Genomic DNA, 20,958 nt, shown 5'->3' with positions numbered 1-20,958 from the left:
GAACGTTGCAGGAGTAGGCTTTTATGGCATCACCCATTCGAGATCTGGTCGGCTACGGCCGGCAGCGCCCCCAAGGCACCTGGCCCAACGGCGCGCGGCTGGCGGTCAACTTTGTCATCAATTACGAAGAAGGCTCGGAGCGCTCCCTGGCCATGGGCGATCCTGACCAGGAGAGCATGACCGAATGGGGCAGCTATCAATTTCCCGACGGCGTGCGCAATCTGGCGATGGAGTCGATGTACGAATACGGCGCTCGCGTCGGCATCTGGCGGATCCTCGACATCCTGCAACAGGCCAACGTCCCGGCGACCTTTCATGCCTGTGCGGTGGCCTTCGAGCAGAACCCGGATGTCGCCAAAGCGGCTGTCGAGCTGGGCCATGAAATCTGCAGTCACGGTTATCGCTGGGAGGAGGTCTTCCGCCTGACCGAGGCCGAAGAGCGCGAGCACATTCGCCTGGCGATCGAGTCGTTCGAACGCACCTGCGGCAAGCGTCCGGTGGGCTGGTATTGCCGCTACGGCGCCAGCGTTCATACGCGTCGGCTGGTGGCGGAAGAGGGCGGGTTTCTCTATGACTCAGACGCCTACAACGATGACGTGCCGTATTTCGTCGACGTCGAGGGCAAGCAACATCTGGTGGTGCCGTACACCAGCGACGTCAACGACTTCCGCTACTGGAACTCGCCGGGCTTGTCTCAGGCGTCCGATTTCCTCGAGTACATGAAGGAAAGCTTCGATGTGCTGTACGAAGAGTCCGCCGACGGCCTGCGAATGATGTCCATCGGGCTGCACCCGCGCATGGTCGGACGTCCGGGTCGTGTCCGCGCGATCAAGCATTTCATCGAGTACGCCCAGGCCCGCGAAGGCGTCTGGTTCACCACCCGCGAAGAGATCGCCAAGGCCTGGCTGACCCGCGCCTGAGGGAGTGAACGACATGCAGGCTTTTGATTTGATCATCCGCAACGCCAATGTGGTGACGGCGGCGGACGGTTTCCTGTGCGACATCGGCGTGCGCGACGGTCGAATCGTCGCGCTGGGCCTGGGCCTGCAAGGTGCGGCGCAGGAAGTTGATGCGCGAGGGCGGACCGTTACGCCGGGCGGGATCGACAGCCATGTGCATCTGGATCAGCCGACCGGCGATGGCTCGGTCATGGCCGATGACTTCGAGAGCGGCACTCGCTCGGCGGCGTGTGGCGGGACTACAACAGTGATTCCCTTTGCCTGCCAGCAGAAGGGACAAAGCTTGCGGGCGGCGGTGGAGGATTACCATCGGCGTGCGGACGGTCGGGCGCTGATCGATTACGCGTTTCACCTCATCGTCACCGACCCTACCGAAGACGTGCTGCGCCGCGAGTTGCCCGAGCTGATTGCCGAGGGCTACACCTCCTTCAAGATCTACATGACCTATGACGCGTTGAAGCTCAACGACCGGGAGATTCTGGAAACCCTGTCGGTGGCGCGGGCCGAAGGCGCGATGGTGATGCTGCACGCGGAAAACAGCGACTGCATCGCTTGGTTGACCGAGCGCCTGCTCGCCGCCGGTCTCAGCGCGCCGCGTTATCACGCCACGTCGCGGCCGATGCTGGTCGAGCGCGAAGCCACCCACCGGGCCATTGCGCTGGCCGAGCTGGTGGATGTGCCGATTCTCATCGTGCACGTGTCGGGGCGCGAGGCCATCGAGCAGATCCGCTGGGCGCAGAGCCACGGCTTGAAGGTCTACGGCGAAACCTGTCCGCAGTACCTGTTTCTGACTGCGGAATCGCTGGGCTGCGATGACAGCTTCGAAGGCGCGAAATGCATCTGCAGTCCGCCGCCGAGAGACGCCGGTAATCAGCAAGTGGTCTGGGACGGCCTGCAGAATGGCTCGTTCGAAGTGTTCTCATCGGATCACGCGCCGTTTCGCTACGGCGGCCCGGACGGCAAGCGTGCCCACGGCGAGACGGCGCCGTTTTCCGAAGTGGCCAATGGCATTCCGGGCGTCGAGACGCGCATGGCGCTGCTCTGGTCGGAAGGCGTGCGCAAGGGGCGAATCAGCCCGCAGGCGTTTGTCGCGCTGACGGCCACTAGTGCGGCGCGGCTGTACGGGTTGTATCCGCGCAAGGGCAGCATCGCCATTGGCTCGGATGCGGATCTGGTGATCTGGGATGAGGACCTGGACATCGAGCTAACCAATGAAATGCTGCACCACAACGTCGATTACACCCCGTACGAGGGGACGCGCTTGAGTGCATGGCCGGCGATGACGTTCGCCAGAGGGGAGCGGGTCTGGGACGGCAGTTCGTTGGGTGAACCGGGGCGCGGAGAGTTTCTGCCCTGCGCCCGGCCGCAGCCTGCGAAAGCCCGGCGTCGAGCGTCGGAATTGCCGCAGTGAGGACTAAATCACTGGCGGATGTACGCGACCCTTGTAGGACTGGCTTCAGCCGGGAAGGGGCCGGCGTGCGCACCATCAATCTTGCGGCGTGACGACTGACGCCTTCCCGGCTGAAGCCGGTCCTACAAATCCCCCCACAACTGTTGCGCGATGCTCAGCGCCACCACTGGCGCGGTTTCGGTGCGCAGCACGCGGGGGCCGAGGCGGGCGGCGTGGAAACCGGCGTCCTGTGCCTGGGCCACTTCGGCGTCGTTCAGCCCACCTTCAGGACCAATCAAAAAGGCCAGACTGCCGGGCTTTTCATGGCTGGTCAGCGGCGCCGCGACCGGGTGCAGCACCAGCTTCAAGTCCGCTTCCGTCTGCTTGAGCCACTCGGCCAGAGTCACCGGCCCATGAATCACCGGCACCACCGAGCGCCCGCACTGTTCGCAGGCGCTGATCGCGATCTGCTGCCAATGGGCCTGACGCTTCTCCGCACGCTCATCTTTGAGACGCACTTCGCAGCGCTCGCTGATGATCGGGGTAATCTGCGTCACGCCCAGTTCGGTGGCTTTCTGAATCGCCCAATCCATCCGCTCACCCCGGGAGAGGCCCTGGCCAAGATGGATCTGCAAGGGCGACTCCGGCTGACCGGCAAAGCGTTCGCTCACCTGCACCCGCACCTGCTTTTTTCCGACTTCCGCCAGCGTGGCGCGAAACTCATGGCCAGAACCATCGAACAGCTGCACCGCGTCGCCTTCGGACATGCGCAACACGCGGCTGATGTAATGGGCCTGGGCCTCTGGCAGTTCGTGCTCCCCGACGCTGAGGGTGGCATCGACGAAAAAGCGGGACAGTCTCATGGTTGTGTCTCTAAAGATTGTGTTGAATGCAGCGCCTGGAGAATGGGTGTAACGGCCTGCTAGCCTGGATCACGAAAATCCGGATGGAAGTTCTCTCTCACCGCCACACTCACGCTGCTGCGCGTCGCGATGTCGATCCCTTCGGTCGCTACATCGGCGAGGAAGTCGATCTGCTCCGGTGTGATTACGTAGGGCGGCAGGAAGTACACCACGCTGCCCAGCGGACGCAGCAAAGCACCTCGGGTCAGCGCGTGCTCGAACACCTTGAGCCCGCGCCGTTCCTGCCATGGATACGGCGTTTTAGTGGCCTTGTCCTGCACCATCTCGATGGCAATCGCCATCCCGGTCTGCCGCACTTCAGCGACGTTCGGGTGATCGACCAGATGCGCCGTCGCGGTCTTCATGCGCTGGGCCAGCGCCTTGTTGTTTTCGATGACGTTGTCCTGCTCGAAAATATCCAGCGTCGCCAACGCCGCCGCGCACGCCAGCGGGTTGCCGGTGTAACTGTGGGAGTGCAGAAACGCGCGCAGCGTCGGGTAATCGTCGTAAAACGCGTCGTACACATCATCGGTGGTGATGCACGCCGCCAGCGGCAGATAGCCGCCGGTCAGCGCCTTGGACAGGCACAGGAAGTCCGGGCGGATGCCGGCCTGCTCGCAGGCAAACATGGTCCCGGTGCGGCCGAAGCCCACGGCGATCTCGTCATGAATCAGGTGCACGCCATACCGGTCGCAGGCCTCGCGCAGTAGCTTGAGGTAAATCGGGTCGTACATGCGCATGCCGCCCGCGCCTTGAATCAGCGGCTCGATGATCACCGCCGCGACGCTGTCGTGATGCTCGGCGAGGGTTTGCTCCATCACCGCGAACATCGTCCGGGTGTGCTCTTCCCAGCTCACGCCTTCAGGCCGGTGGTAGCAGTCCGGGCTTGGCACCTTGATGGTGTCCATCAGCAGCGCTTTGTAGGTCTCGGTGAACAGCGGCACGTCACCGACCGCCATCGCGGCCATGGTTTCGCCGTGGTAGCTATTGGTCAGGGTGACGAAGCGCTTCTTGTCCGGCTTGCCGCGATTGAGCCAGTAATGAAAGCTCATCTTCAGCGCGACTTCGATGCAGGACGAACCGTTGTCGGCGTAGAAGCAGCGCGTCAGGCCTTCGGGCGTCATCGCCACCAGACGCTCGGACAGCTCGATGACCGGCTGATGGCTGAAGCCTGCCAGGATCACGTGCTCCAGCTGATCGACCTGATCCTTGATGCGCTGATTGATGCGCGGGTTGGCGTGGCCGAATACGTTGACCCACCAGGAGCTGACCGCGTCGAGGTAGCGCTTGCCTTCGAAGTCCTCCAGCCAGACCCCTTCGCCGCGCTTGATCGGAATCAGCGGCAGTTTTTCGTGGTCTTTCATCTGGGTGCAGGGGTGCCAAAGGACCTTCAGGTCGCGCTGCATCCACTGGTCGTTAAGGCCCATTACTCTTCTCCACATAGCGGCTCGCATGGCGCGAGGGCAAACAATCGCGCAAGCCTATGCAATGGATGCCAGCGGGACAACCTTTAGCGTGTTGTTTAAATCGCCGCGAGCGCCGCTTTCGAGCCTGACGGACATTGCTGGCGGGCGTTTCCCGGCTCGCGTATCCTTCGCGCTCTTCGAAAAATCGGACAACAAAATCCGACAATTCCCCCCGTTTTTCTCCGGAGTTCGCTGAATGCTTTCTGGTTGGCTGCGCGCCTGTGCGCTGGTGATGGTTGGGATGGTCAGCGCTTCAGCGCTTGCCGTGGATAAACCGCATACGGTGATCGTCGTCGGCGGTGGTCTGGCGGGACTCACGACGGCTTACGAGCTGCAGAGCAAAGGCTGGCAAGTCACCTTGCTGGAAGCCAAACCCACCGTCGGCGGCCGCTCCGGTCTGGCCGGCAGCGAGTGGATCGGCAACGCCAAGGCCCAGCCGGTGCTGAATCAGTACATTGATCGCTTCAAGATCAAGGCGGTGCCCGCGCCGGAATTTGTGCGGACCCCGAGCTACCTGATCGAAGGCGAGTACTTCACTGGCGCCGACCTGGCGACCAAACAGCCGGCGACCGCCGAAGCCATCAAGCGCTACGAAGCAGCGGTGGATGACCTGGCCCGTTCGATCACCGACCCCGACAACCCGGCGGCCAACAGCACCCTGTTTGCGCTGGACCAGATCACCGTCTCCAACTGGCTGGACCGTCTGAGCCTGCCAACGACCGCGCGCCAACTGATCAATCAGCAGATTCGTACGCGCTACGACGAACCTTCGCGTCTGTCGCTGCTGTACCTCGCACAGCAAACACGGGTCAATCGCAACGTCGACGACCGCGACCGCCGCGCCGCTCGCCTGCCGGGTGGTAGCGCCGTGCTGGCCGAGGAGTTCGTCAAACAGCTGAAAGTCATCAAGACCAATTCGCCGGTGTCGGCCATCAACCAGGACAAGGACGGCGTGACCGTCAAGGTCGGTTCGCTGGGCTACGAAGCCGAATATGTCGTGTTGGCCGTGCCGTTGCGCGCACTGAGCAAGATCCAGATGACCCCTGCACTGGACGCCCAGCGTCTGGGCGCGATAAAGAGCACCAACTACGGCTGGCATGACCAGATCATGCTCAAGTTCAAGACCCCGGTCTGGGACAGCAAGGCGCGCATGTCCGGCGAGATCTATAGCAACACCGGCCTCGGCATGTTGTGGGTCGAGCCTGCTTTGAAAGGCGGCGCCAACGTCGTGATTAACCTGGCCGGCGACAACGCCCGCATCATGCAGGCGTTCGGCGACAAGCAACTGGTGGATCAAGTGCTGATCCGCATGCAGGCGTTCTATCCACAGGCCCGCGGCGCGTTCACCGGTTATGAACTGCGTCGCTCCAGCATTGACCCGTCCAGCGGCGGTGCATACCTGGCCTTCGGCCCGGGCCAGATCAGCAAATACTGGCGCTTGTGGGAACGACCACTGCAGCGCGTAGCCTTTGCCGGCGAACACACCGACACTTTGTACCCAGGCACCCTGGAAGGCGCATTGCGTTCAGGTCAGCGCGCGGCCATTCAGGTGCAGGGCCTGTCTGAAGGCAAGTCGTACGAGCCGGTCAAAGCGCCGCCTCCGAAGGCCCCTGAACCGACCAAGGAAAGCAGCGGCGGCATTGGCGGCTTCTTCTCGAACATGTTCGGCGGTTCCAAGCCTGAGCCGAAACCGGCCGAGAAAGCCCCAGCGCCTGCTCCGACCCCGGCTCCAGCGCCTGCCCCGGTAACGCCGCCGCCAGCTCCAGTGGTTGAACCGTCCAAGCCTGCGGTCGTGGAGCCTGCGAAAAAGGCCCCGGCCAAGAAAGAACCGGCGAAGAAGGAGCCCGTCAAAAAGGCTCCGGCCAAACCGGCAGCCATCCACAAAGCCCCTGCCAAAACCGACGCTGCGAAAAAAGCGCCGGCCAAGGCCACGGGTGACAAGGCAGCACCGGCCACTCCGGCGGCTCCGGCAGCGGCTCCGGCAGCACCGGCGACCGACAGCAAAAACTGATCGGTAACGGCTGAAAGCAAAGGCGCGGCTTGATACCGCGCCTTTTTTTCGCCTGGATAAAACGTAACGCTGGCTTAATCTCATTCGGACGAAAATATGTCAGGAGATTTCAATCGGATTTCCTGATTCTTCAAAGCAACATTTTGCGCTTTCTTTCGATAGGTAAAGCGCTAGTCTCTCCTCGGCCCTCACAGGATATTCAGCATGCAGTTACGCAACTCATCTTCTCGCTATGGCTGGGTCAGCATCGTTTTGCATTGGGGTGTCGCGCTGACGGTGTTCGGCATGTTTGCGCTAGGGTTGTGGATGGTAGGGCTGGGCTATTACGACACGTGGCGTAAGGCCGGCCCTGACCTGCACAAGAGCATCGGCATCACGCTGTTCCTGTTCATGCTGATCCGGGTGATCTGGCGCTTCGTCAGCCCGCCGCCAGCAGCGCCTGCCACCCACAGCCGGTTTGTGAAAACGGCTGCGAAACTGGGCCATGCGTTTCTGTACCTGGACCTGTTTTTGGTGATGTTCGCCGGTTACCTGATTTCCACCGCAGACGGTGTCGGGATTCCGGTGTTTGGATTGTTCGAAGTGCCTGCCTTGATCAGCGGACTGCCCGACCAGGCAGACGTCGCAGGCACCGTGCACTTGTACCTGGCCTGGACCCTGGTGATTTTTGCAGGACTCCACGGGCTGGCCGCTTTGAAGCATCACTTCGTTGATCGTGATGCCACCCTTGTACGTATGCTTGGCCGCAAGGCCTGATACTCAATTCAACTAGAAAGGAAGACGACGTATGTTGAAAAAGACACTTGCTGCACTGGCCCTGGGTACCGCGCTGCTGACGGCCGGTCAGGCAATGGCCGCTGATTACACGATCGACAAGGAAGGCCAACACGCCTTCATCAACTTCAAGATCAGCCACCTGGGCTACAGCTTCATCTACGGCACGTTCAAGGACTGGAACGGCACATTCAGCTTCGACGCCGCCAAGCCTGAAGACAGCAAGATCAGCATCGACTTGAAGACCGCGAGCGTCTTCACCAACCACGCTGAACGTGACAAGCACATCAGCAGCAAGGACTTCCTCGACGTCGCGACCTATCCTGACGCCAAGTTTGTTTCCACCAAGGTCACCAACATCGGCAAGAATGCTGACGGTAAGACCACGGCTGACGTGATCGGCGACCTGACCCTGCACGGCGTGACCAAGCCGGTCACCGTCAAGACTACCTTCCTGGGTGAAGGCAAGGATCCATGGGGCGGCTACCGTGCCGGCTTCGAGGGCACTACTTCGATCAAGCGTTCTGATTTCGGCAAGATGATGGACCTGGGTCCACAGTCCGACACCCTGGAGCTGGACATCTCGTTCGAAGGCGTCAAAGCCAAGTAAGACGAGTTTTCGTGGTGATGAAGCGCCGACCTTTGGGTCGGCGTTTTTGTGTGTGGCATTGCTTGAATCACGCAAACAAAAACGCCCCGAACCAGTCGGGGCGTTTTATTGGCTGCGTAACAACCGGCGCTGCTTAACCTTCGCGGTTGCGGGTCAGCAGGGCTGGTTTTTCACCGCGTGGGCGGCTTGGCAACTGATCAAGTTGTTCAGCCGAAGGGAAACGATCGCCCTTGGACTCTTTGTGCATGATCTTCGGTGCTGGCTGACCGTCGCGAGGCCCGCGTACCGCTGGCTCCTGACGCGCTGGCTGGTCTTCGCGCGCCGGACGACGAGCACGAGGCTGGTCTTCGCGACGAGCCTGACCGTCACGGCCGGAACCGTTGCGAGGACCGCTGCGTTTGGCCGGTGCGCCGGCGGCGTCGGTGCTGGCGGAGCCGCCAGTGGCCGAACCACTGCGCGGACCGCTACGGCCTGGCGCCTGACCGCGAGGTGCCGGTGCGGCGCCCGTGGCAGGAGCGCCCGGGCGACGGCCGCGGCTCTGGTTCTTGTTCTGGTACGGGCTGACGTAGTCGGCGCGATTGCCGAAGTTATCCACTTCGTCATCCAGGAACTCGTCAGGTGCGCGATTAGCACCCGCAGCCGCTGGCTGCGACTGACGTGACTCGCTCGACGGGGTGCCCTGACGCGGCTTTTGAGGGCGCGCCGGACGTGCCGGGCGCTCGCCCGAAGGTGCTGCCGCGGCCGTTGCCGGCTTTTCCTTGCCCTTGTCTTTGCCTTTGTCCTTGCGACCGCCGCCACCGCCGCCGCCGTTTGGGCCGTCGCCACGCGGGCCACGGGCATTGCGCGGGTTACGCACATCCGGACGCTCGCGGACTTCCGGCTTCTCGGCTTCGACGGCCGTGATGTCGAAGCCCATCAGATCGCCGTCGGCAATCTTCTGCTTGGTCATGCGCTCGATGCTTTTCAGCAGCTTCTCTTCGTCCGGCGCAACCAGCGAGATCGCCTCGCCGCTACGGCCTGCGCGACCGGTACGACCGATGCGGTGCACGTAGTCTTCGTCGACGTTAGGCAGTTCGAAGTTGACCACGTGGGGCAACTGGTCGATGTCCAGACCACGGGCAGCGATGTCGGTGGCGACCATGATGCGAACGGTGCCGGCCTTGAAGTCGGCCAGCGCTTTGGTGCGTGCGTTCTGGCTCTTGTTGCCGTGGATCGCCACAGCGCTGAGGCCGTGCTTATCCAGGTACTCGGCCAGGCGGTTGGCGCCGTGCTTGGTGCGGGTAAACACCAGCACCTGTTCCCACGCGCCTTGAGTGATCAGGTGCGCCAGGAGCGAGCGTTTGTGGTTGGCCGGCAGGCGGAACACACGCTGCTCGATACGCTCGACCGTGGTGTTCGGCGGCGTGACTTCGATGCGTTCCGGGTTGTGCAGCAGTTTGCCGGCCAGCGCGGTGATGTCTTGGGAGAACGTTGCCGAGAACAGCAGGTTCTGACGCTTGGACGGCAGGCGTGCAAGGACTTTCTTCACGTCGTGAACGAAGCCCATGTCGAGCATGCGGTCGGCTTCGTCCAGGACAAGGATTTCAACGTGGGACAGATCGACGCTGCCCTGACCGGCCAGATCGAGCAAACGACCCGGGCAGGCAACCAGTACGTCAACGCCGCGCGCCATGGCCTGGACCTGCGGGTTCATGCCGACACCGCCGAAGATGCAGGTACTGACGAACTTGAGGTTCTTGGCGTAGATCTTGAAGCTGTCGTGGACTTGAGCGGCCAGTTCACGAGTAGGGGTCAGGACCAGAACACGCGGTTGGCGCGGGCCGTGACGCTGGGATTTGTCCGGATGACCGTTGGGAAACAACCGCTCCAGGATAGGGAGGGCGAAACCACCGGTTTTACCAGTACCTGTCTGGGCGGCGACCATCAGATCGCGGCCTTGCAACACGGCGGGAATGGCCCGCTGTTGCACTGGGGTAGGCTGGGTGTAGCCAGCAGCCTCGATGGCGCTGACTAAAGCCTCGGAGAGACCGAGGGAAGCAAAGGACATGAGTAATCCTGTCTTGAGTTGGGGCCATAGAGGCCCAAATAGGGATGATCTTCCAGGCGCAGACTAAAGGTTCTGCACGTAACGTGAATGCGCTCGACCCTGCTGCGGTCATCGCACAGTCCTTGGAAGGTGCAATGGCGTCCGGTCCTGTGGAGGTCTGTAAGTTCAACTCGGGCAGGGGCGCTAAAAAGTGCGCTGCTGACGTGTTCGAGAAGTCTTCTGTGAGACCGTGCACCCGGGCGCAAGCCTGGCGGGGACGCCGGAGTATAACAGAGCAATCACAACGCGCTGCTTTCCTGCTGCTCAACGGTTTTATCGACCTTTTCCTCCGATTCTGCAGGGAGTGTCGTCGGCGTTTCGCCGGTGTACCGCTCCACCAGTTTCGCGTACGCGGGCTCACGCTTGAAACGCTTCAGTTCTGCACTGAACCGCTGGGCCAGCAGGTCCATGCCGGCATTGCGGCGCAGCGCCAGGTACTGCCCCCGGTGATTGAGCACGGTCGGCAGCTGACTGACCTGGCCTTGGAGCTTGAGCCGCTCGATCATCTGCCGGCCCAGCAGGCGATCGGTCACCATCAGATCGATGCGGCCGCGAATCAGTTTGCCGAAGTTCGCTTCATGGCTCGGCGCAGGCTCTCGGATGAACGCCGTCGAGTTGTCGAACGCCGGGATGTATCGATAGCCCGGAGAGACGCCGATGGTCAGCCCGCGCAAGTCCTCCATGCTATTGAAGGCATGGGGTCTGGCATTGGCCTGAAACAGCACCCAGTCGATGCTCGACAACGGTTCGTCCGGATACAACAGATCAGCGCGCGCCTCGTCCTTGTTTATATCGAGAACACCGTCGGCCTCGCCTTCACTGAGCATCATCAGACAGCGCTTCCAGGGGAGAAACTGCCACTCGACGTCGATGCCCAGGCGTTCGAACACAATCGCCGTGGTGTCGTAATCAAGCCCGGAGGCGTGGTTGCCGTCCACGATGACATAGGGTGACCAGGGTTCGGTGACGATCCGCAATTTCTCGCCCAGCGCGCTGAAGCTCAGGCAGGCCAGGAGGACAGCAACGGATAGGGGAAAGATGGGCGGCATGCGCGCGAGATTACGACGCAAGCTAACTAAATAGAAGTGATGATTCTCAACAAAAGCAGAAGGCAGGGCTCAACGACGGGACTGGCAGGCTTCGGGGTGAAGAAGCCTGCCAGTGAAGCCAGCGAAGTTTCAATCCGACTGGATTGAAACCGTTATCACGCAGAGAGCTTCAGATTGTTCCAGACCGCCAGGCTCGGTTCGGCCTGATTCAGCGTGTAGAAATGCAGGCCGGGGGCGCCGCCGTGCAGCAGTCGTTCGCACATTTCAGTGATGACATGCTCGCCAAACGCTTGAATGCTGGCCGTATCATCGCCGTACGCTTCCAGCTGCTTGCGAACCCAGCGCGGGATCTCCGCACCGCACGCGTCCGAAAAGCGCGCCAGTTTGCTGTAGTTGGTGATCGGCATGATGCCCGGCACGATCGGAATATCCACGCCCAGCTTCTGCACGCGCTCGACGAAGTGGAAGTAGCTGTCGGCGTTGAAGAAGTACTGGGTGATCGCACTGTTGGCGCCGGCGTTGGCCTTGCGCACGAAGTTTTTCAGATCGTCTTCGAAGTTGCGCGCCTGGGGGTGCATCTCGGGGTAGGCCGCGACTTCAATGTGGAAATGATCGCCGGTTTCTTCACGGATGAAGCTCACCAGGTCATTGGCATAACGCAACTCACCACTGGCCATGCCCATGCCGGAAGGCAGGTCACCGCGCAGGGCAACGATGCGTTTGATACCGGCTTCCCGGTACTGCGTCAGCAAGCTGCGCAGGTCGGCCTTGCTGTCACCGACGCACGACAAGTGCGGAGCGGCGGGAATGTGCACTTCTTTTTCCAGCTGCAGCACGGTGTTGATCGTGCGGTCACGCGTGGAACCCCCGGCACCGTAAGTGCAGGAGAAGAAACTGGGGTTGTAGCTGGCCAGCGTACGCGCCGTGGCAAGCAGTTTTTCATGACCAGCGTCGGTCTTCGTCGGGAAGAATTCGAAGCTGTAGCTACGGTCTTGGCTCATGGAGCGAGTCTCCAGCGGCAAGCTACAAGCCATAAGCTGCAAGAGTGGCCGTGCGCCGTATCCTGCAGATCAAGGCTTGTCACCTGGTGCTGCTAAATGCTTGGACGATTTAAAGCCTGACGCGGCAAGTCATGACAATGGTGATGCCTTTACTTGCCGCTTGAAGCTTGCCGCTTATTGCTTAGTAGCGATAAGCGTGCGGCTTGAACGGACCTTCGACGGTCACGCCGATGTAGTCGGCCTGGGTCTTGGTCAGCTTGGTCACGACGCCGCCGAAGCCACGGACCATTTCCAGGGCCACTTCTTCGTCCAGCTTCTTCGGCAACACTTCAACGGTCAGACGCTCGGCTTTCTGGGCAGGGCTCAGGTCAGCGTACTTCTGGCCGAACAGGAAGATCTGCGCCAGCACCTGGTTGGCAAACGAGCCGTCCATGATGCGGCTCGGGTGACCGGTGGCGTTGCCCAGGTTCACCAGACGGCCTTCGGCCAGCAGGATCAGGTAGTCGTCGTTCTGAGGATCGAACGCGCCAGTGCCGGTGCGGTGAATCTTGTGCACTTGCGGCTTCACTTCTTCCCATGCCCAGTTCTTGCGCATGAAAGCGGTGTCGATTTCGTTGTCGAAGTGACCGATGTTGCAGACCACTGCGCGTTTTTTCAGCGCCTTGAGCATGTTGGCGTCGCAGACGTTGACGTTACCGGTGGTGGTGACGATCAGGTCGATCTTGCCCAGCAGTGCTTTGTCGATGCTCGCTTCGGTGCCGTCGTTCTCGCCGTCGATGAAAGGCGAAACCAGTTCGAAACCGTCCATGCACGCTTGCATGGCGCAGATCGGGTCGACTTCGGTGACCTTGACGATCATGCCTTCCTGACGCAGCGACTGAGCCGAACCCTTGCCCACGTCACCGTAGCCGATGACCAGCGCTTGCTTGCCGGACAGCAGGTGGTCGGTGCCGCGCTTGATGGCGTCGTTCAGGCTGTGACGGCAGCCGTACTTGTTGTCGTTCTTGCTCTTGGTGACCGAGTCGTTGACGTTGATCGCAGGGATCTTCAGTTCGCCCTTGGCCAGCATGTCCAGCAGGCGGTGAACGCCCGTGGTGGTCTCTTCGGTCACGCCATGGACGCGGTCGAGGATGGCCGGGTATTTCTTGTGCAGCAGCTCGGTGAGGTCGCCGCCGTCGTCGAGGATCATGTTGGCATCCCATGGCTGACCGTCCTTGAGGATGGTCTGCTCCAGGCACCACTCGTACTCGGCTTCGGTTTCGCCTTTCCATGCGAAGACCGGAATGCCGGCAGCAGCGATAGCGGCAGCGGCCTGATCCTGAGTCGAGAAGATGTTGCAGGACGACCAGCGTACTTCGGCACCCAGGGCAACCAGGGTTTCGATCAGCACGGCAGTCTGAATGGTCATGTGGATGCAGCCGAGAATCTTCGCGCCCTTGAGCGGTTGATCGCCAGCGTACTTGCGACGCAGGCCCATCAGGGCTGGCATTTCGGATTCGGCGATAATGGTTTCGCGACGGCCCCAGGCAGCCAGGGACATGTCGGCGACTTTGTAGTCGTTGAAATCGTTGGGCGTCAGTACAGCACTCATAAAGAGTCTCCATTCGTAGGGTGCGAATGGGCGCCGTTGTGCGTTTAAAGCTTGACCGGCGGGAGGCCTGATCAAACAACGCCCTCTCCGAGCCTGACAGGTCTGACCTGCTGCAGCGCCCCTCGGACAGGTGGCGGGAAAACGGTAACAAGGTGTGATGACCGTTTTTTGAAGCGGTGGCGATTATCTTTCTTTGAGCTGCAAGTGGCAAGCTGCAAGCGGCAAGCGGTAAACAACAGCGGGCCTGCTTTTAACTTGCAGCTTCAGGCTTGAAGCTTGAAGCTGGGGCACATCCCCCACCGTCTCGCAAACACCCCGGAGCCTCCATGAACTTTCACACCCGCAAATGGGTAAAACCTGAAGACCTCAACCCCAATGGCACGTTGTTCGGCGGCAGTCTCCTGCGCTGGATCGACGAAGAGGCGGCCATCTACGCCATTGTGCAGTTGGGTAATCAGCGCGTTGTGACCAAGTACATTTCCGAGATCAACTTCGTCAGCGCCTCGCGTCAGGGCGACATCATCGAGCTGGGGATTACCGCGACCGAATTCGGCCGCACATCCATCACGCTAACGTGCCAGGTCCGCAACAAGATCACCCGCAAGAGCATTCTCACGGTTGAGAAAATGGTCTTCGTGAATCTGGGCGAAGACGGCCTGCCGGCGCCACACGGCAAGACCGAAATCACCTACGTGAAGGATCAGTTCAAGGAAGATGTGATCAACGAGTGATGGGGCAGAGGGTGGACGCAGGTGGCGGTGTTTGTCGGATCTCGGCTCACTCCGGATGACGCGCCTGCCAATCCCGCAGCCACTGCAGTCCTTCGCTGGTATCGCCTTTCGGACGGTATTCGCAGCCGACCCAGCCGGTGTAGCCCAGGCGGTCGATTTCTTCGAACAGCCACGGGTAATTCACTTCCCCCACGCTCGGCTCATGGCGGTCCGGCACGCCGGCGATCTGGATGTGGCCGATACCGGCGAAGTCGCGGCGCAGCTTGCTGGTGACGTCGCCCTCGACGATCTGGCAGTGATAGCAGTCGAACTGCACCCGCAGATTGTCGGCGCCGACTTCTTTAAGCACAGCCTGGCCTTGATCCTGACGGTTCAGGAAGAAGCCCGGAATGTCGCGGGTGTTGATCGGCTCGATCAACACCGTCAGCCCGACCTTGGCCGCTTGTTGTGCGGCGAAGCTCAGGTTTTCCAGGTACACCGCGTGATGCTTCTGGCGCAAGTCTTCACTGGGCAGCAGGCCGGCCATGACGTGAATGCGGTCGTTACCCAGAACCGCTGCGTAATCCAGCGCTTTCTGGAAGCCGTCGCGGAATTCACCCTCCCGGCCAGGCAAGGAAGCAATGCCGCGCTCGCCTTTGGAGAAGTCGCCGGGCGGGGCGTTGAACAGCGCCTGGGTCAGGCCGAAGTCGTCCAGGCGCAGCTTGATCTCCTCGGCTTTGAAGTCGTACGGAAACAGGTATTCGACGCCCTTGAAGCCGTCACTCGCTGCAGCCGAGAAACGCGCCAGAAAGTCGTGTTGCGGATACATCATGCTGAGGTTGGCAGCGAAGCGAGGCATGGTTATCTCCTAGTTGAAGCCGTTAGACGAAAGGCCAGAGCAGCAGCGTCATCAAGAACCCGAGGGTGCCCAGAATGGTCACCAGGAAGGTCCAGGTGCGCAGGCCGTCGGCAACGTTCAGGCCCGCCAGTTTGGTGAACATCCAGTAACCGGCGTCGTTGATGTGCGACATCGCCAGACCGCCACCGCCCATGGCCAGACAGAGCAGGGCCATGTGGTTGGCGCTCAGGTTCAGCGTGGCGATCAGCGGGCTGAGAATGCCGGCCGTGGTGACCAGCGCCACTGTGGTCGAGCCCTGCACGGCGCGCAACAGCAGCGTCAGCAGGAAGCCCAGCGCGAGAACCGGCAGCCCGGTGTTGCGCAGCGCTTCGGACACCACTGCGCCGATACCGGTATCCACCAGCACCTTGCCGAACACGCCGCCAGCGCCCGCAATCAGGATCACCATCGCCACGCCGGGCAATGCCGAACCCACGACATCGGACACCTGACTGCGGCTCCAGCCACGGCGCGAACCCAGCAGCCAGGCGCACAGGAGTGTGTCGATCAGCAATGCCACCAGCGGCGCGCCCAGGACGGTGAGCACGCTGCGCAGCATTGAGTCGGCCGGCAACATCGTGGTCGCCAGCGTGCCGAGCAGGATCAGAATGATCGGCAGCAGAATCAGCGCGATGATGATGCCTGCACCCGGCGCCGGCGCCTTTGGCAGGCGTGCCGCCAGGCTGCTGGCGTTTTCTTCAAGGCCCAGTTCTTTGGTGTGGGTCGCTTCAGACACCCGCGAATAATCGTTGTTCGCCCATGCCACCAAGTCTTCGTTGGTGACGTGAGAGCCATACACTTCGCTGCGAATATCGTCGGTCATCGGGTAGACCTTGCGGGTCATGCGCCCGGCAATCAGGTAACCGATCAGGCACAGAATGCCCACCATCGGCAGCCCGAACATCAACACGCGACCCAGGTCCGCACCCAGCTGGCCGGCTGCTGCGACGGCGCCCGGGTGCGGCGGCAGGAAGGCGTGCACCGACAGCAGCGCTGCGCACATCGGCAGCGCGTAAACCAGCAGCGGTTTACGTGCGGCACGGGCAACCCCGTAGGCCAGCGGCATGAGGATGATCACGCCCACTTCGAAGAACACCGGAATACCGACCATGAACCCCGCGACAGTCAGCGCCAGCGGCGTGCGCCGGTTGCCGAAGCGGTTGATCAGCGTCTTGGCCAGCGCCTCGGCGCCGCCGGACAGTTCGATGATGCGGCCGATCATGGCGCCAAGGGCAATGATGATCGCGATGTGACCGAGGGTTTTGCCCATGCCGCCTTCGATGGTCGCCACCAGATCGCTGGGTTTAACCCCGGCCACCAGCGCCACGATAATGCTGACCAGCATCAGCGCCACGAACGGTTGGAATTTGTATTTCAGGACCAGAAGCAGCAACAGCGCAATGCCCGCTCCGGCGACGATCATGAGGAATAGAGGAGTCATGTTGTGTCCCGTTGTTATTGTTTTCCGGCGAGGCCGGTCCGCCGAAAACCGGAGGGCCGGTTTTCGATCAAAACGCCGTTGGGGTTACCAGTTCACGCCGAACGTCTGGCGCAGTTCTTCCAAAGCGGCTGCGTCCAGCGGTTCAGGTTTGGGGTTGCTCATCAGCCAGAGGCGTGCGGTCTCCTCCAGCTCTTCCAGCGCATAAGAAGCCTTGGCGACCGAGCTTTCCCAGATCACCGGGCCGAGTCGCTCGAGCATCACGCCACGCACGCTGTTCGCCAGTTTCGCCACTTGTTCAGCGACGTTCGGCGAGCCGGGGCGCTCGTAGGCAATCAAGGGAATGTGCCCGACCTTCATCACCTGATACGGCGTGATGGGCGGGAGGATGTCGTCCGGTTTCCAGACGCCGGCCAGGGTCAGCGCAACCAGATGCGTCGAGTGGGTGTGCACCACGCCGCCGACGCCGGGATTGCGGTCGTAGACCTGACGATGCAGGGCTAAAGTCTTTGACGGCTTGTCCCCGGAAACCCATTCGCCGGCCAGATTGACCTTGGCGATGGCATCAGGATCGAGACGCCCCAGGCATGCGTCGGTTGGCGTGATCAGCCAGCCATCGTCGAGGCGGGCGCTGATGTTGCCCGCGCTGCCGACGGTGTAGCCGCGTCCGAACAGCAGACGGCCGATGGCGCAGATTTCTTCACGCTGCTTGTTTTCGGCGCTCACTGAACTGCTGGTTACGTTGCTCATTGGGCACTCCCTGCCAGCTGCTTGAGGGCTTTGTCGAAAAAGTCACGGCCACCGAAATTCCCTGACTTCAGCGCCAGGGCCAGAGGCGTCGCGCCGCTGCTGATGGTCGCTGGAACACCCGGGTCGATCTGCGCGCCGATCTTCAGCAAGCTCACGCCCAGCGCCTGAACCACGGCACCGGAGGTTTCGCCACCGGCGACGACAAAGCGTTTCACGCCCGCGTCGAGCAGGCCGCGAGCGATCTGCCCCAGCGCGTCTTCGACCAGCGCGCCGGCACGTTCAACGCCGAGTTTTTGCTGCACGGCTTTGACTTCTTCCGGGCTGCTGGTCGCGTAGATCAACACGGTTTGCCCGGCATCGCGGGCGAACGCCAAAGAATCTGCCACCACCGGTTTGCCGTCAGCCAGTGCCAACGGATCGATGCGCAGGGCAGGCCGTTTGGCCTCAAGCCAGGCGGCAACCTGACCGTTGGTGGCGACCGATGCGCTGCCCGCCAATACGACTTCGCCGCCGTCGACGTGCTCAAGCTTCGCCGCATCAATGTCGCGCAGCTTGCCCGCTTTGCGGAAATTACCCGGCAGACCGAGCGCCAGACCCGAGCCACCGGTGAGCAGCGGCAAGTCGGCGCAGGCTTCGCCCAGCGTGTACAAATCAGCGTCCGACAGCGCGTCGGCAACTGCCATGACCACGCCCTCTGCACGCAGCTCTTTGATGCGCGCACGCACGCCGTCGACGCCTTTGGCGATGCTGTCGTAACGCAGCAAGCCGACTTTCTGCGTGGTCTGGGATTGCAGCACGCGCACCAGATTGGCGTCGGTCATCGGCGTCAGCGGATGGTTTTGCATGCCGCATTCGCTGAGCAGTTGGTCCTGCACGAACAGGTGGCCGCGGAAAATCGTGCGACCGTTCTCCGGGAACGCCGGGCAGGCAAGGGTGAAGTCGCTGTTCAGCGCCTTGAGCAGCGCTTCGCTGACCTGGCCAATGTTGCCTTTGGCGGTGGAATCGAACGTCGAGCAGTACTTGAAGAAGATCTGCTCACAGCCACGATCACGCAGCCACTGCAGCGCGGCGAGGGATTCTTCAACCGCTTCTGCAGCCGGCGTGGTGCGGGATTTCAGCGCGATGACGATGGCGTCGGCATCCAGTTCAGCCAGGCTTTCGGCGCTCGGGATGCCAATGCTCTGCACGGTGCGCATTCCACCCCGCACCAGCATGTTGGCCAGGTCGGTGGCGCCGGTGAAGTCATCGGCGATGCAGCCCAACAGAGGGCGCGGAGTCGTGGTGCTCATCTGCGTCATCTCAGTTGTTTTCAGGCTTGGCGGTCGGCAGTTCGATGCCCGGGAAAATCTTGATCACGGCAGAGTCATCCTCGCGGCCAAAGCCAGCGGTGGAGGCCTGCATGAACATCTGGTGGGCGGTGGACGACAACGGCAGCGGGAATTTGCTGGCGCGGGCGGTATCCAGCACCAGGCCCAGGTCTTTGACGAAGATGTCCACGGCCGACAGCGGCGTGTAGTCCGCCTTGAGGATGTGCGGCACGCGGTTCTCAAACATCCACGAGTTACCGGCGCTGTTGGTGATCACTTCGTACAGCGCGTCCGCGTCTACGCCTTCGCGCAGGCCCAGGGCCATGGCTTCGGCGCTGGCGGCGATGTGGACGCCGGCCAGCAGCTGATTGATGATTTTGACTTTCGAACCCAGGCCATGAACGTCGCCCAGGCGATACACCTTGCCCGCCATGCCGTTGAGGATCGCGTCGGCCTTGGCGTAGGAATCAGCCGGGCCGGAGGTCATCATGGTCATCTCGCCAGCAGCTGCCTTGGCCGCGCCGCCGGAGATCGGCGCGTCGAGGTAGAGCAGGCCTTTTTCGGTGAGGCGCTGACCCAGTTCGATGGCGAAGGTCGGTGCGACCGTGGCGCAACCGATGATCAGGCTGCCCGGGCGCAGGGCGGCGACTGCGCCGTTGTCGCCGAACAATACGGTTTCGGTCTGCTCGGCATTGACCACGACGGTGATGATCACGTCGCAGGCAGCGGCTATGCTCGCAGGAGATTCACAGGCAACGCCGCCTTCGCTGGCGAATTGCTCGGTCACGGCCGCGCGCACGTCACAGGCATGAACGTTGAAGCCGCTGCGCAGCAGGGAGCGCGCAATGCCCAGGCCCATCGCACCCAGACCAATGACGCCGACATTCTTGTTATTCATGAATCTCTCCTCGGGTGAGCGCCGAAGTTCATCAGCACTCGAACGGTGTTTGTTCTGATCTGTTAAAGATAGTGAACCTATGATCGGATAATGTGAAGAGCTTTTTTGAATTAACAAAAATTAACATTGCTGCTGTCGGGCACAAAAAAGCCCCAGTCGAGACTGAGGCCTGGCAACCATCGACTGTAGAAGCGCGCTGAATTAGCGTGGCTGGTCCACCGACGCCAACATCAATTCAACCCCCAGCCCTCGAATGCTGTCCGCTGCGCCGTGGGCGAGGCGGTCGTCGCTGATGATCGTGTCGAACTGCTCCAGACCGGCGACCTTGTACATGCCGAACGTGCCGTATTTCGTGCTGGTCGTCAGCAACACTGTGCGCGACGCCGACTGCATCGCCGCTTGCTTGACCTCAACCTTGAGCGCGGAGGGCGTGGTCGTGCCTCGCTGCAGATCCCATGAGCTGGTGGACATGAACGCGACATCGGTTGCCAGTTGCCGCAACGTCGCCGCTGCCAGCCCGCCGACACAGGATCGGTTCGGGTGGTCCAGCAAGCCGCCGGTATGAATCACATCTACGTGGGCTGCGTCAGCGAGTGCATTGACCACGCCGAAGTCGTTGGTGACCACGGTCATGCCCGCCAGCGCGACGATGTACGGGACGATTTCCAGCGTGCTGGTGCCGGCGTCCAGGTACACGGTCATCTCCGGGTGCAGCAGGCTGGCCGCCAGTTTGGCCATCGCCTGTTTGTGCGGCAGCTCGACCACTGCCTTGGACTGATGACTCGGCTCGCTGTGAACCTGGCTGGCGATGCGCACCCCGCCGGTCACCGAATAGGCACGGCCACTTTGCTCAAGCAGTGCGATGTCACGGCGGACGGTCATGTGCGAGCAGTCGAACATGTCCATGAGCTGATGCACGCTCAGCACTTGATGCTTGCGCAGCTGACGCAGCATCAACTCCCGGCGCTGATCGGGAATCATCGGCGCTGCGCCACTGAGGGTGGCGTCTTCTTCGCTGGACATGCAGGCTCCTGGGCAACGAGATACAGCCGCGGTCGGCTGGGTGGCTGGCATCTTAGCCAATCGGGATGGCGGTGGCAGTAACGACGAGCAAACTG

Annotated in this window: 18 protein-coding genes and 1 riboswitch; of the genes, 6 read left to right on the top strand and 12 right to left on the bottom strand. The window is 61.7% G+C overall.

Features of this window, described 5'->3' with window-relative positions:
* Positions 1 to 23 precede the first annotated feature (23 nt).
* Both SLW75_RS20155 and hydA read left to right on the top strand, forming a co-directional pair.
* On the top strand, positions 24 to 920 hold the full coding sequence (locus SLW75_RS20155; protein WP_065991211.1) for an allantoinase PuuE: 897 nt from the start codon (positions 24 to 26) through the stop codon (positions 918 to 920).
* Positions 921 to 933: 13 nt separating this feature from the next.
* On the top strand, positions 934 to 2,370 hold the full coding sequence (gene hydA / locus SLW75_RS20150; RefSeq protein ID WP_410935275.1) for a dihydropyrimidinase: 1,437 nt from the start codon (positions 934 to 936) through the stop codon (positions 2,368 to 2,370).
* A gap of 122 nt (positions 2,371 to 2,492) precedes the next feature.
* Here hydA and SLW75_RS20145 read toward each other — a convergent pair whose 3' ends face one another.
* Together SLW75_RS20145 and SLW75_RS20140 are read right to left on the bottom strand one after the other, a co-directional pair.
* Complete coding sequence (locus SLW75_RS20145; protein WP_410935274.1) at positions 2,493 to 3,212, bottom strand: 16S rRNA (uracil(1498)-N(3))-methyltransferase; 720 nt, start codon at positions 3,210 to 3,212, stop codon at positions 2,493 to 2,495.
* 59 nt (positions 3,213 to 3,271) lie between these two features.
* Positions 3,272 to 4,678, bottom strand: coding sequence for an aspartate aminotransferase family protein (locus tag SLW75_RS20140; protein WP_410935273.1), 1,407 nt, complete (start codon positions 4,676 to 4,678; stop codon positions 3,272 to 3,274).
* A 235-nt stretch (positions 4,679 to 4,913) separates the two neighbouring features.
* On the opposite strand from SLW75_RS20140, the gene SLW75_RS20135 reads away from it, so the two are divergent.
* The 3 genes from SLW75_RS20135 (at position 4,914) to SLW75_RS20125 (ending at position 8,112) form a co-directional block, all read left to right on the top strand.
* Positions 4,914 to 6,728, top strand: coding sequence for an FAD-dependent oxidoreductase (locus tag SLW75_RS20135; RefSeq protein ID WP_369319202.1), 1,815 nt, complete (start codon positions 4,914 to 4,916; stop codon positions 6,726 to 6,728).
* A 204-nt stretch (positions 6,729 to 6,932) separates the two neighbouring features.
* Positions 6,933 to 7,484, top strand: coding sequence for a cytochrome b (locus SLW75_RS20130; protein WP_065991217.1), 552 nt, complete (start codon positions 6,933 to 6,935; stop codon positions 7,482 to 7,484).
* 31 nt (positions 7,485 to 7,515) lie between these two features.
* Positions 7,516 to 8,112, top strand: a complete 597-nt coding sequence (locus SLW75_RS20125; protein WP_065991218.1) for a YceI family protein — start codon at positions 7,516 to 7,518, stop codon at positions 8,110 to 8,112.
* A gap of 133 nt (positions 8,113 to 8,245) precedes the next feature.
* Here the strand turns inward: SLW75_RS20125 and SLW75_RS20120 are convergent, their stop codons facing one another.
* From SLW75_RS20120 to ahcY, 4 genes are all read right to left on the bottom strand, one after another.
* A complete protein-coding gene (locus tag SLW75_RS20120) occupies positions 8,246 to 10,159 on the bottom strand; it encodes a DEAD/DEAH box helicase (protein ID WP_065991219.1) in 1,914 nt (637 codons plus the stop codon).
* Positions 10,160 to 10,437: 278 nt separating this feature from the next.
* Complete coding sequence (locus SLW75_RS20115; protein ID WP_410935358.1) at positions 10,438 to 11,247, bottom strand: substrate-binding periplasmic protein; 810 nt, start codon at positions 11,245 to 11,247, stop codon at positions 10,438 to 10,440.
* Positions 11,248 to 11,402: 155 nt separating this feature from the next.
* Positions 11,403 to 12,248, bottom strand: coding sequence for a methylenetetrahydrofolate reductase [NAD(P)H] (gene metF, locus SLW75_RS20110; RefSeq protein ID WP_296308877.1), 846 nt, complete (start codon positions 12,246 to 12,248; stop codon positions 11,403 to 11,405).
* Positions 12,249 to 12,429: 181 nt separating this feature from the next.
* On the bottom strand, positions 12,430 to 13,839 hold the full coding sequence (ahcY, locus tag SLW75_RS20105) for an adenosylhomocysteinase (protein WP_192135060.1): 1,410 nt from the start codon (positions 13,837 to 13,839) through the stop codon (positions 12,430 to 12,432).
* 21 nt (positions 13,840 to 13,860) lie between these two features.
* Positions 13,861 to 13,969, bottom strand: a riboswitch (S-adenosyl-L-homocysteine riboswitch).
* A 196-nt stretch (positions 13,970 to 14,165) separates the two neighbouring features.
* Here ahcY and SLW75_RS20100 point away from each other — a divergent pair.
* Positions 14,166 to 14,570 carry an acyl-CoA thioesterase gene (locus tag SLW75_RS20100; RefSeq protein WP_133775566.1) on the top strand — a complete coding sequence of 135 codons (405 nt, stop codon included), beginning with the start codon at positions 14,166 to 14,168 and terminating at the stop codon, positions 14,568 to 14,570.
* Positions 14,571 to 14,616: 46 nt separating this feature from the next.
* Here the strand turns inward: SLW75_RS20100 and otnI are convergent, their stop codons facing one another.
* The 6 genes from otnI to SLW75_RS20070 form a co-directional block, all read right to left on the bottom strand.
* Positions 14,617 to 15,408 (bottom strand): hydroxypyruvate isomerase family protein, encoded by a 792-nt coding sequence (gene otnI / locus SLW75_RS20095; protein ID WP_410935272.1) that lies wholly within the window; start codon positions 15,406 to 15,408, stop codon positions 14,617 to 14,619.
* A 22-nt stretch (positions 15,409 to 15,430) separates the two neighbouring features.
* Positions 15,431 to 16,888 (bottom strand): SLC13 family permease, encoded by a 1,458-nt coding sequence (locus SLW75_RS20090; RefSeq protein WP_192135056.1) that lies wholly within the window; start codon positions 16,886 to 16,888, stop codon positions 15,431 to 15,433.
* Between the two features lie 84 nt (positions 16,889 to 16,972).
* Positions 16,973 to 17,635, bottom strand: a complete 663-nt coding sequence (locus SLW75_RS20085; RefSeq protein ID WP_410935271.1) for an aldolase — start codon at positions 17,633 to 17,635, stop codon at positions 16,973 to 16,975.
* Positions 17,632 to 18,924, bottom strand: a complete 1,293-nt coding sequence (gene otnK, locus SLW75_RS20080) for a 3-oxo-tetronate kinase (RefSeq protein WP_410935270.1) — start codon at positions 18,922 to 18,924, stop codon at positions 17,632 to 17,634. Before otnK ends, SLW75_RS20085 begins: the two co-directional genes overlap by 4 nt.
* 10 nt (positions 18,925 to 18,934) lie before the next feature.
* A complete protein-coding gene (ltnD, locus tag SLW75_RS20075; RefSeq protein WP_410935269.1) occupies positions 18,935 to 19,957 on the bottom strand; it encodes an L-threonate dehydrogenase in 1,023 nt (340 codons plus the stop codon).
* Between the two features lie 84 nt (positions 19,958 to 20,041).
* Positions 20,042 to 20,863 (bottom strand): DeoR/GlpR family DNA-binding transcription regulator, encoded by an 822-nt coding sequence (locus tag SLW75_RS20070; protein WP_192135051.1) that lies wholly within the window; start codon positions 20,861 to 20,863, stop codon positions 20,042 to 20,044.
* Positions 20,864 to 20,958 lie beyond the last annotated feature (95 nt).

The organism is Pseudomonas sp. W5-01 (assembly GCF_046540435.1).
In the GTDB taxonomy this organism is placed as follows: Bacteria; Pseudomonadota; Gammaproteobacteria; order Pseudomonadales; family Pseudomonadaceae; genus Aquipseudomonas; species Aquipseudomonas graminis_B.
This window is presented reverse-complemented; position numbering and strand designations above follow the sequence as displayed.

Excerpts from the sequence above, each read along its gene's own strand:
- SLW75_RS20155 (WP_065991211.1), top strand. The coding sequence starts at position 24 with ATGGCATCACCCATTCGAGATCTGGTCGGCTACGGCCGGCAGCGCCCC.
- hydA (WP_410935275.1), top strand. The coding sequence starts at position 934 with ATGCAGGCTTTTGATTTGATCATCCGCAACGCCAATGTGGTGACGGCG.
- SLW75_RS20145 (WP_410935274.1), bottom strand. The coding sequence starts at position 3,212 with ATGAGACTGTCCCGCTTTTTCGTCGATGCCACCCTCAGCGTCGGGGAG.
- SLW75_RS20140 (WP_410935273.1), bottom strand. The coding sequence starts at position 4,678 with ATGGGCCTTAACGACCAGTGGATGCAGCGCGACCTGAAGGTCCTTTGG.
- SLW75_RS20135 (WP_369319202.1), top strand. The coding sequence starts at position 4,914 with ATGCTTTCTGGTTGGCTGCGCGCCTGTGCGCTGGTGATGGTTGGGATG.
- SLW75_RS20130 (WP_065991217.1), top strand. The coding sequence starts at position 6,933 with ATGCAGTTACGCAACTCATCTTCTCGCTATGGCTGGGTCAGCATCGTT.
- SLW75_RS20125 (WP_065991218.1), top strand. The coding sequence starts at position 7,516 with ATGTTGAAAAAGACACTTGCTGCACTGGCCCTGGGTACCGCGCTGCTG.
- SLW75_RS20120 (WP_065991219.1), bottom strand. The coding sequence starts at position 10,159 with ATGTCCTTTGCTTCCCTCGGTCTCTCCGAGGCTTTAGTCAGCGCCATC.
- SLW75_RS20115 (WP_410935358.1), bottom strand. The coding sequence starts at position 11,247 with ATGCCGCCCATCTTTCCCCTATCCGTTGCTGTCCTCCTGGCCTGCCTG.
- metF (WP_296308877.1), bottom strand. The coding sequence starts at position 12,248 with ATGAGCCAAGACCGTAGCTACAGCTTCGAATTCTTCCCGACGAAGACC.
- ahcY (WP_192135060.1), bottom strand. The coding sequence starts at position 13,839 with ATGAGTGCTGTACTGACGCCCAACGATTTCAACGACTACAAAGTCGCC.
- SLW75_RS20100 (WP_133775566.1), top strand. The coding sequence starts at position 14,166 with ATGAACTTTCACACCCGCAAATGGGTAAAACCTGAAGACCTCAACCCC.
- otnI (WP_410935272.1), bottom strand. The coding sequence starts at position 15,408 with ATGCCTCGCTTCGCTGCCAACCTCAGCATGATGTATCCGCAACACGAC.
- SLW75_RS20090 (WP_192135056.1), bottom strand. The coding sequence starts at position 16,888 with ATGACTCCTCTATTCCTCATGATCGTCGCCGGAGCGGGCATTGCGCTG.
- SLW75_RS20085 (WP_410935271.1), bottom strand. The coding sequence starts at position 17,635 with ATGAGCAACGTAACCAGCAGTTCAGTGAGCGCCGAAAACAAGCAGCGT.
- otnK (WP_410935270.1), bottom strand. The coding sequence starts at position 18,924 with ATGAGCACCACGACTCCGCGCCCTCTGTTGGGCTGCATCGCCGATGAC.
- SLW75_RS20070 (WP_192135051.1), bottom strand. The coding sequence starts at position 20,863 with ATGTCCAGCGAAGAAGACGCCACCCTCAGTGGCGCAGCGCCGATGATT.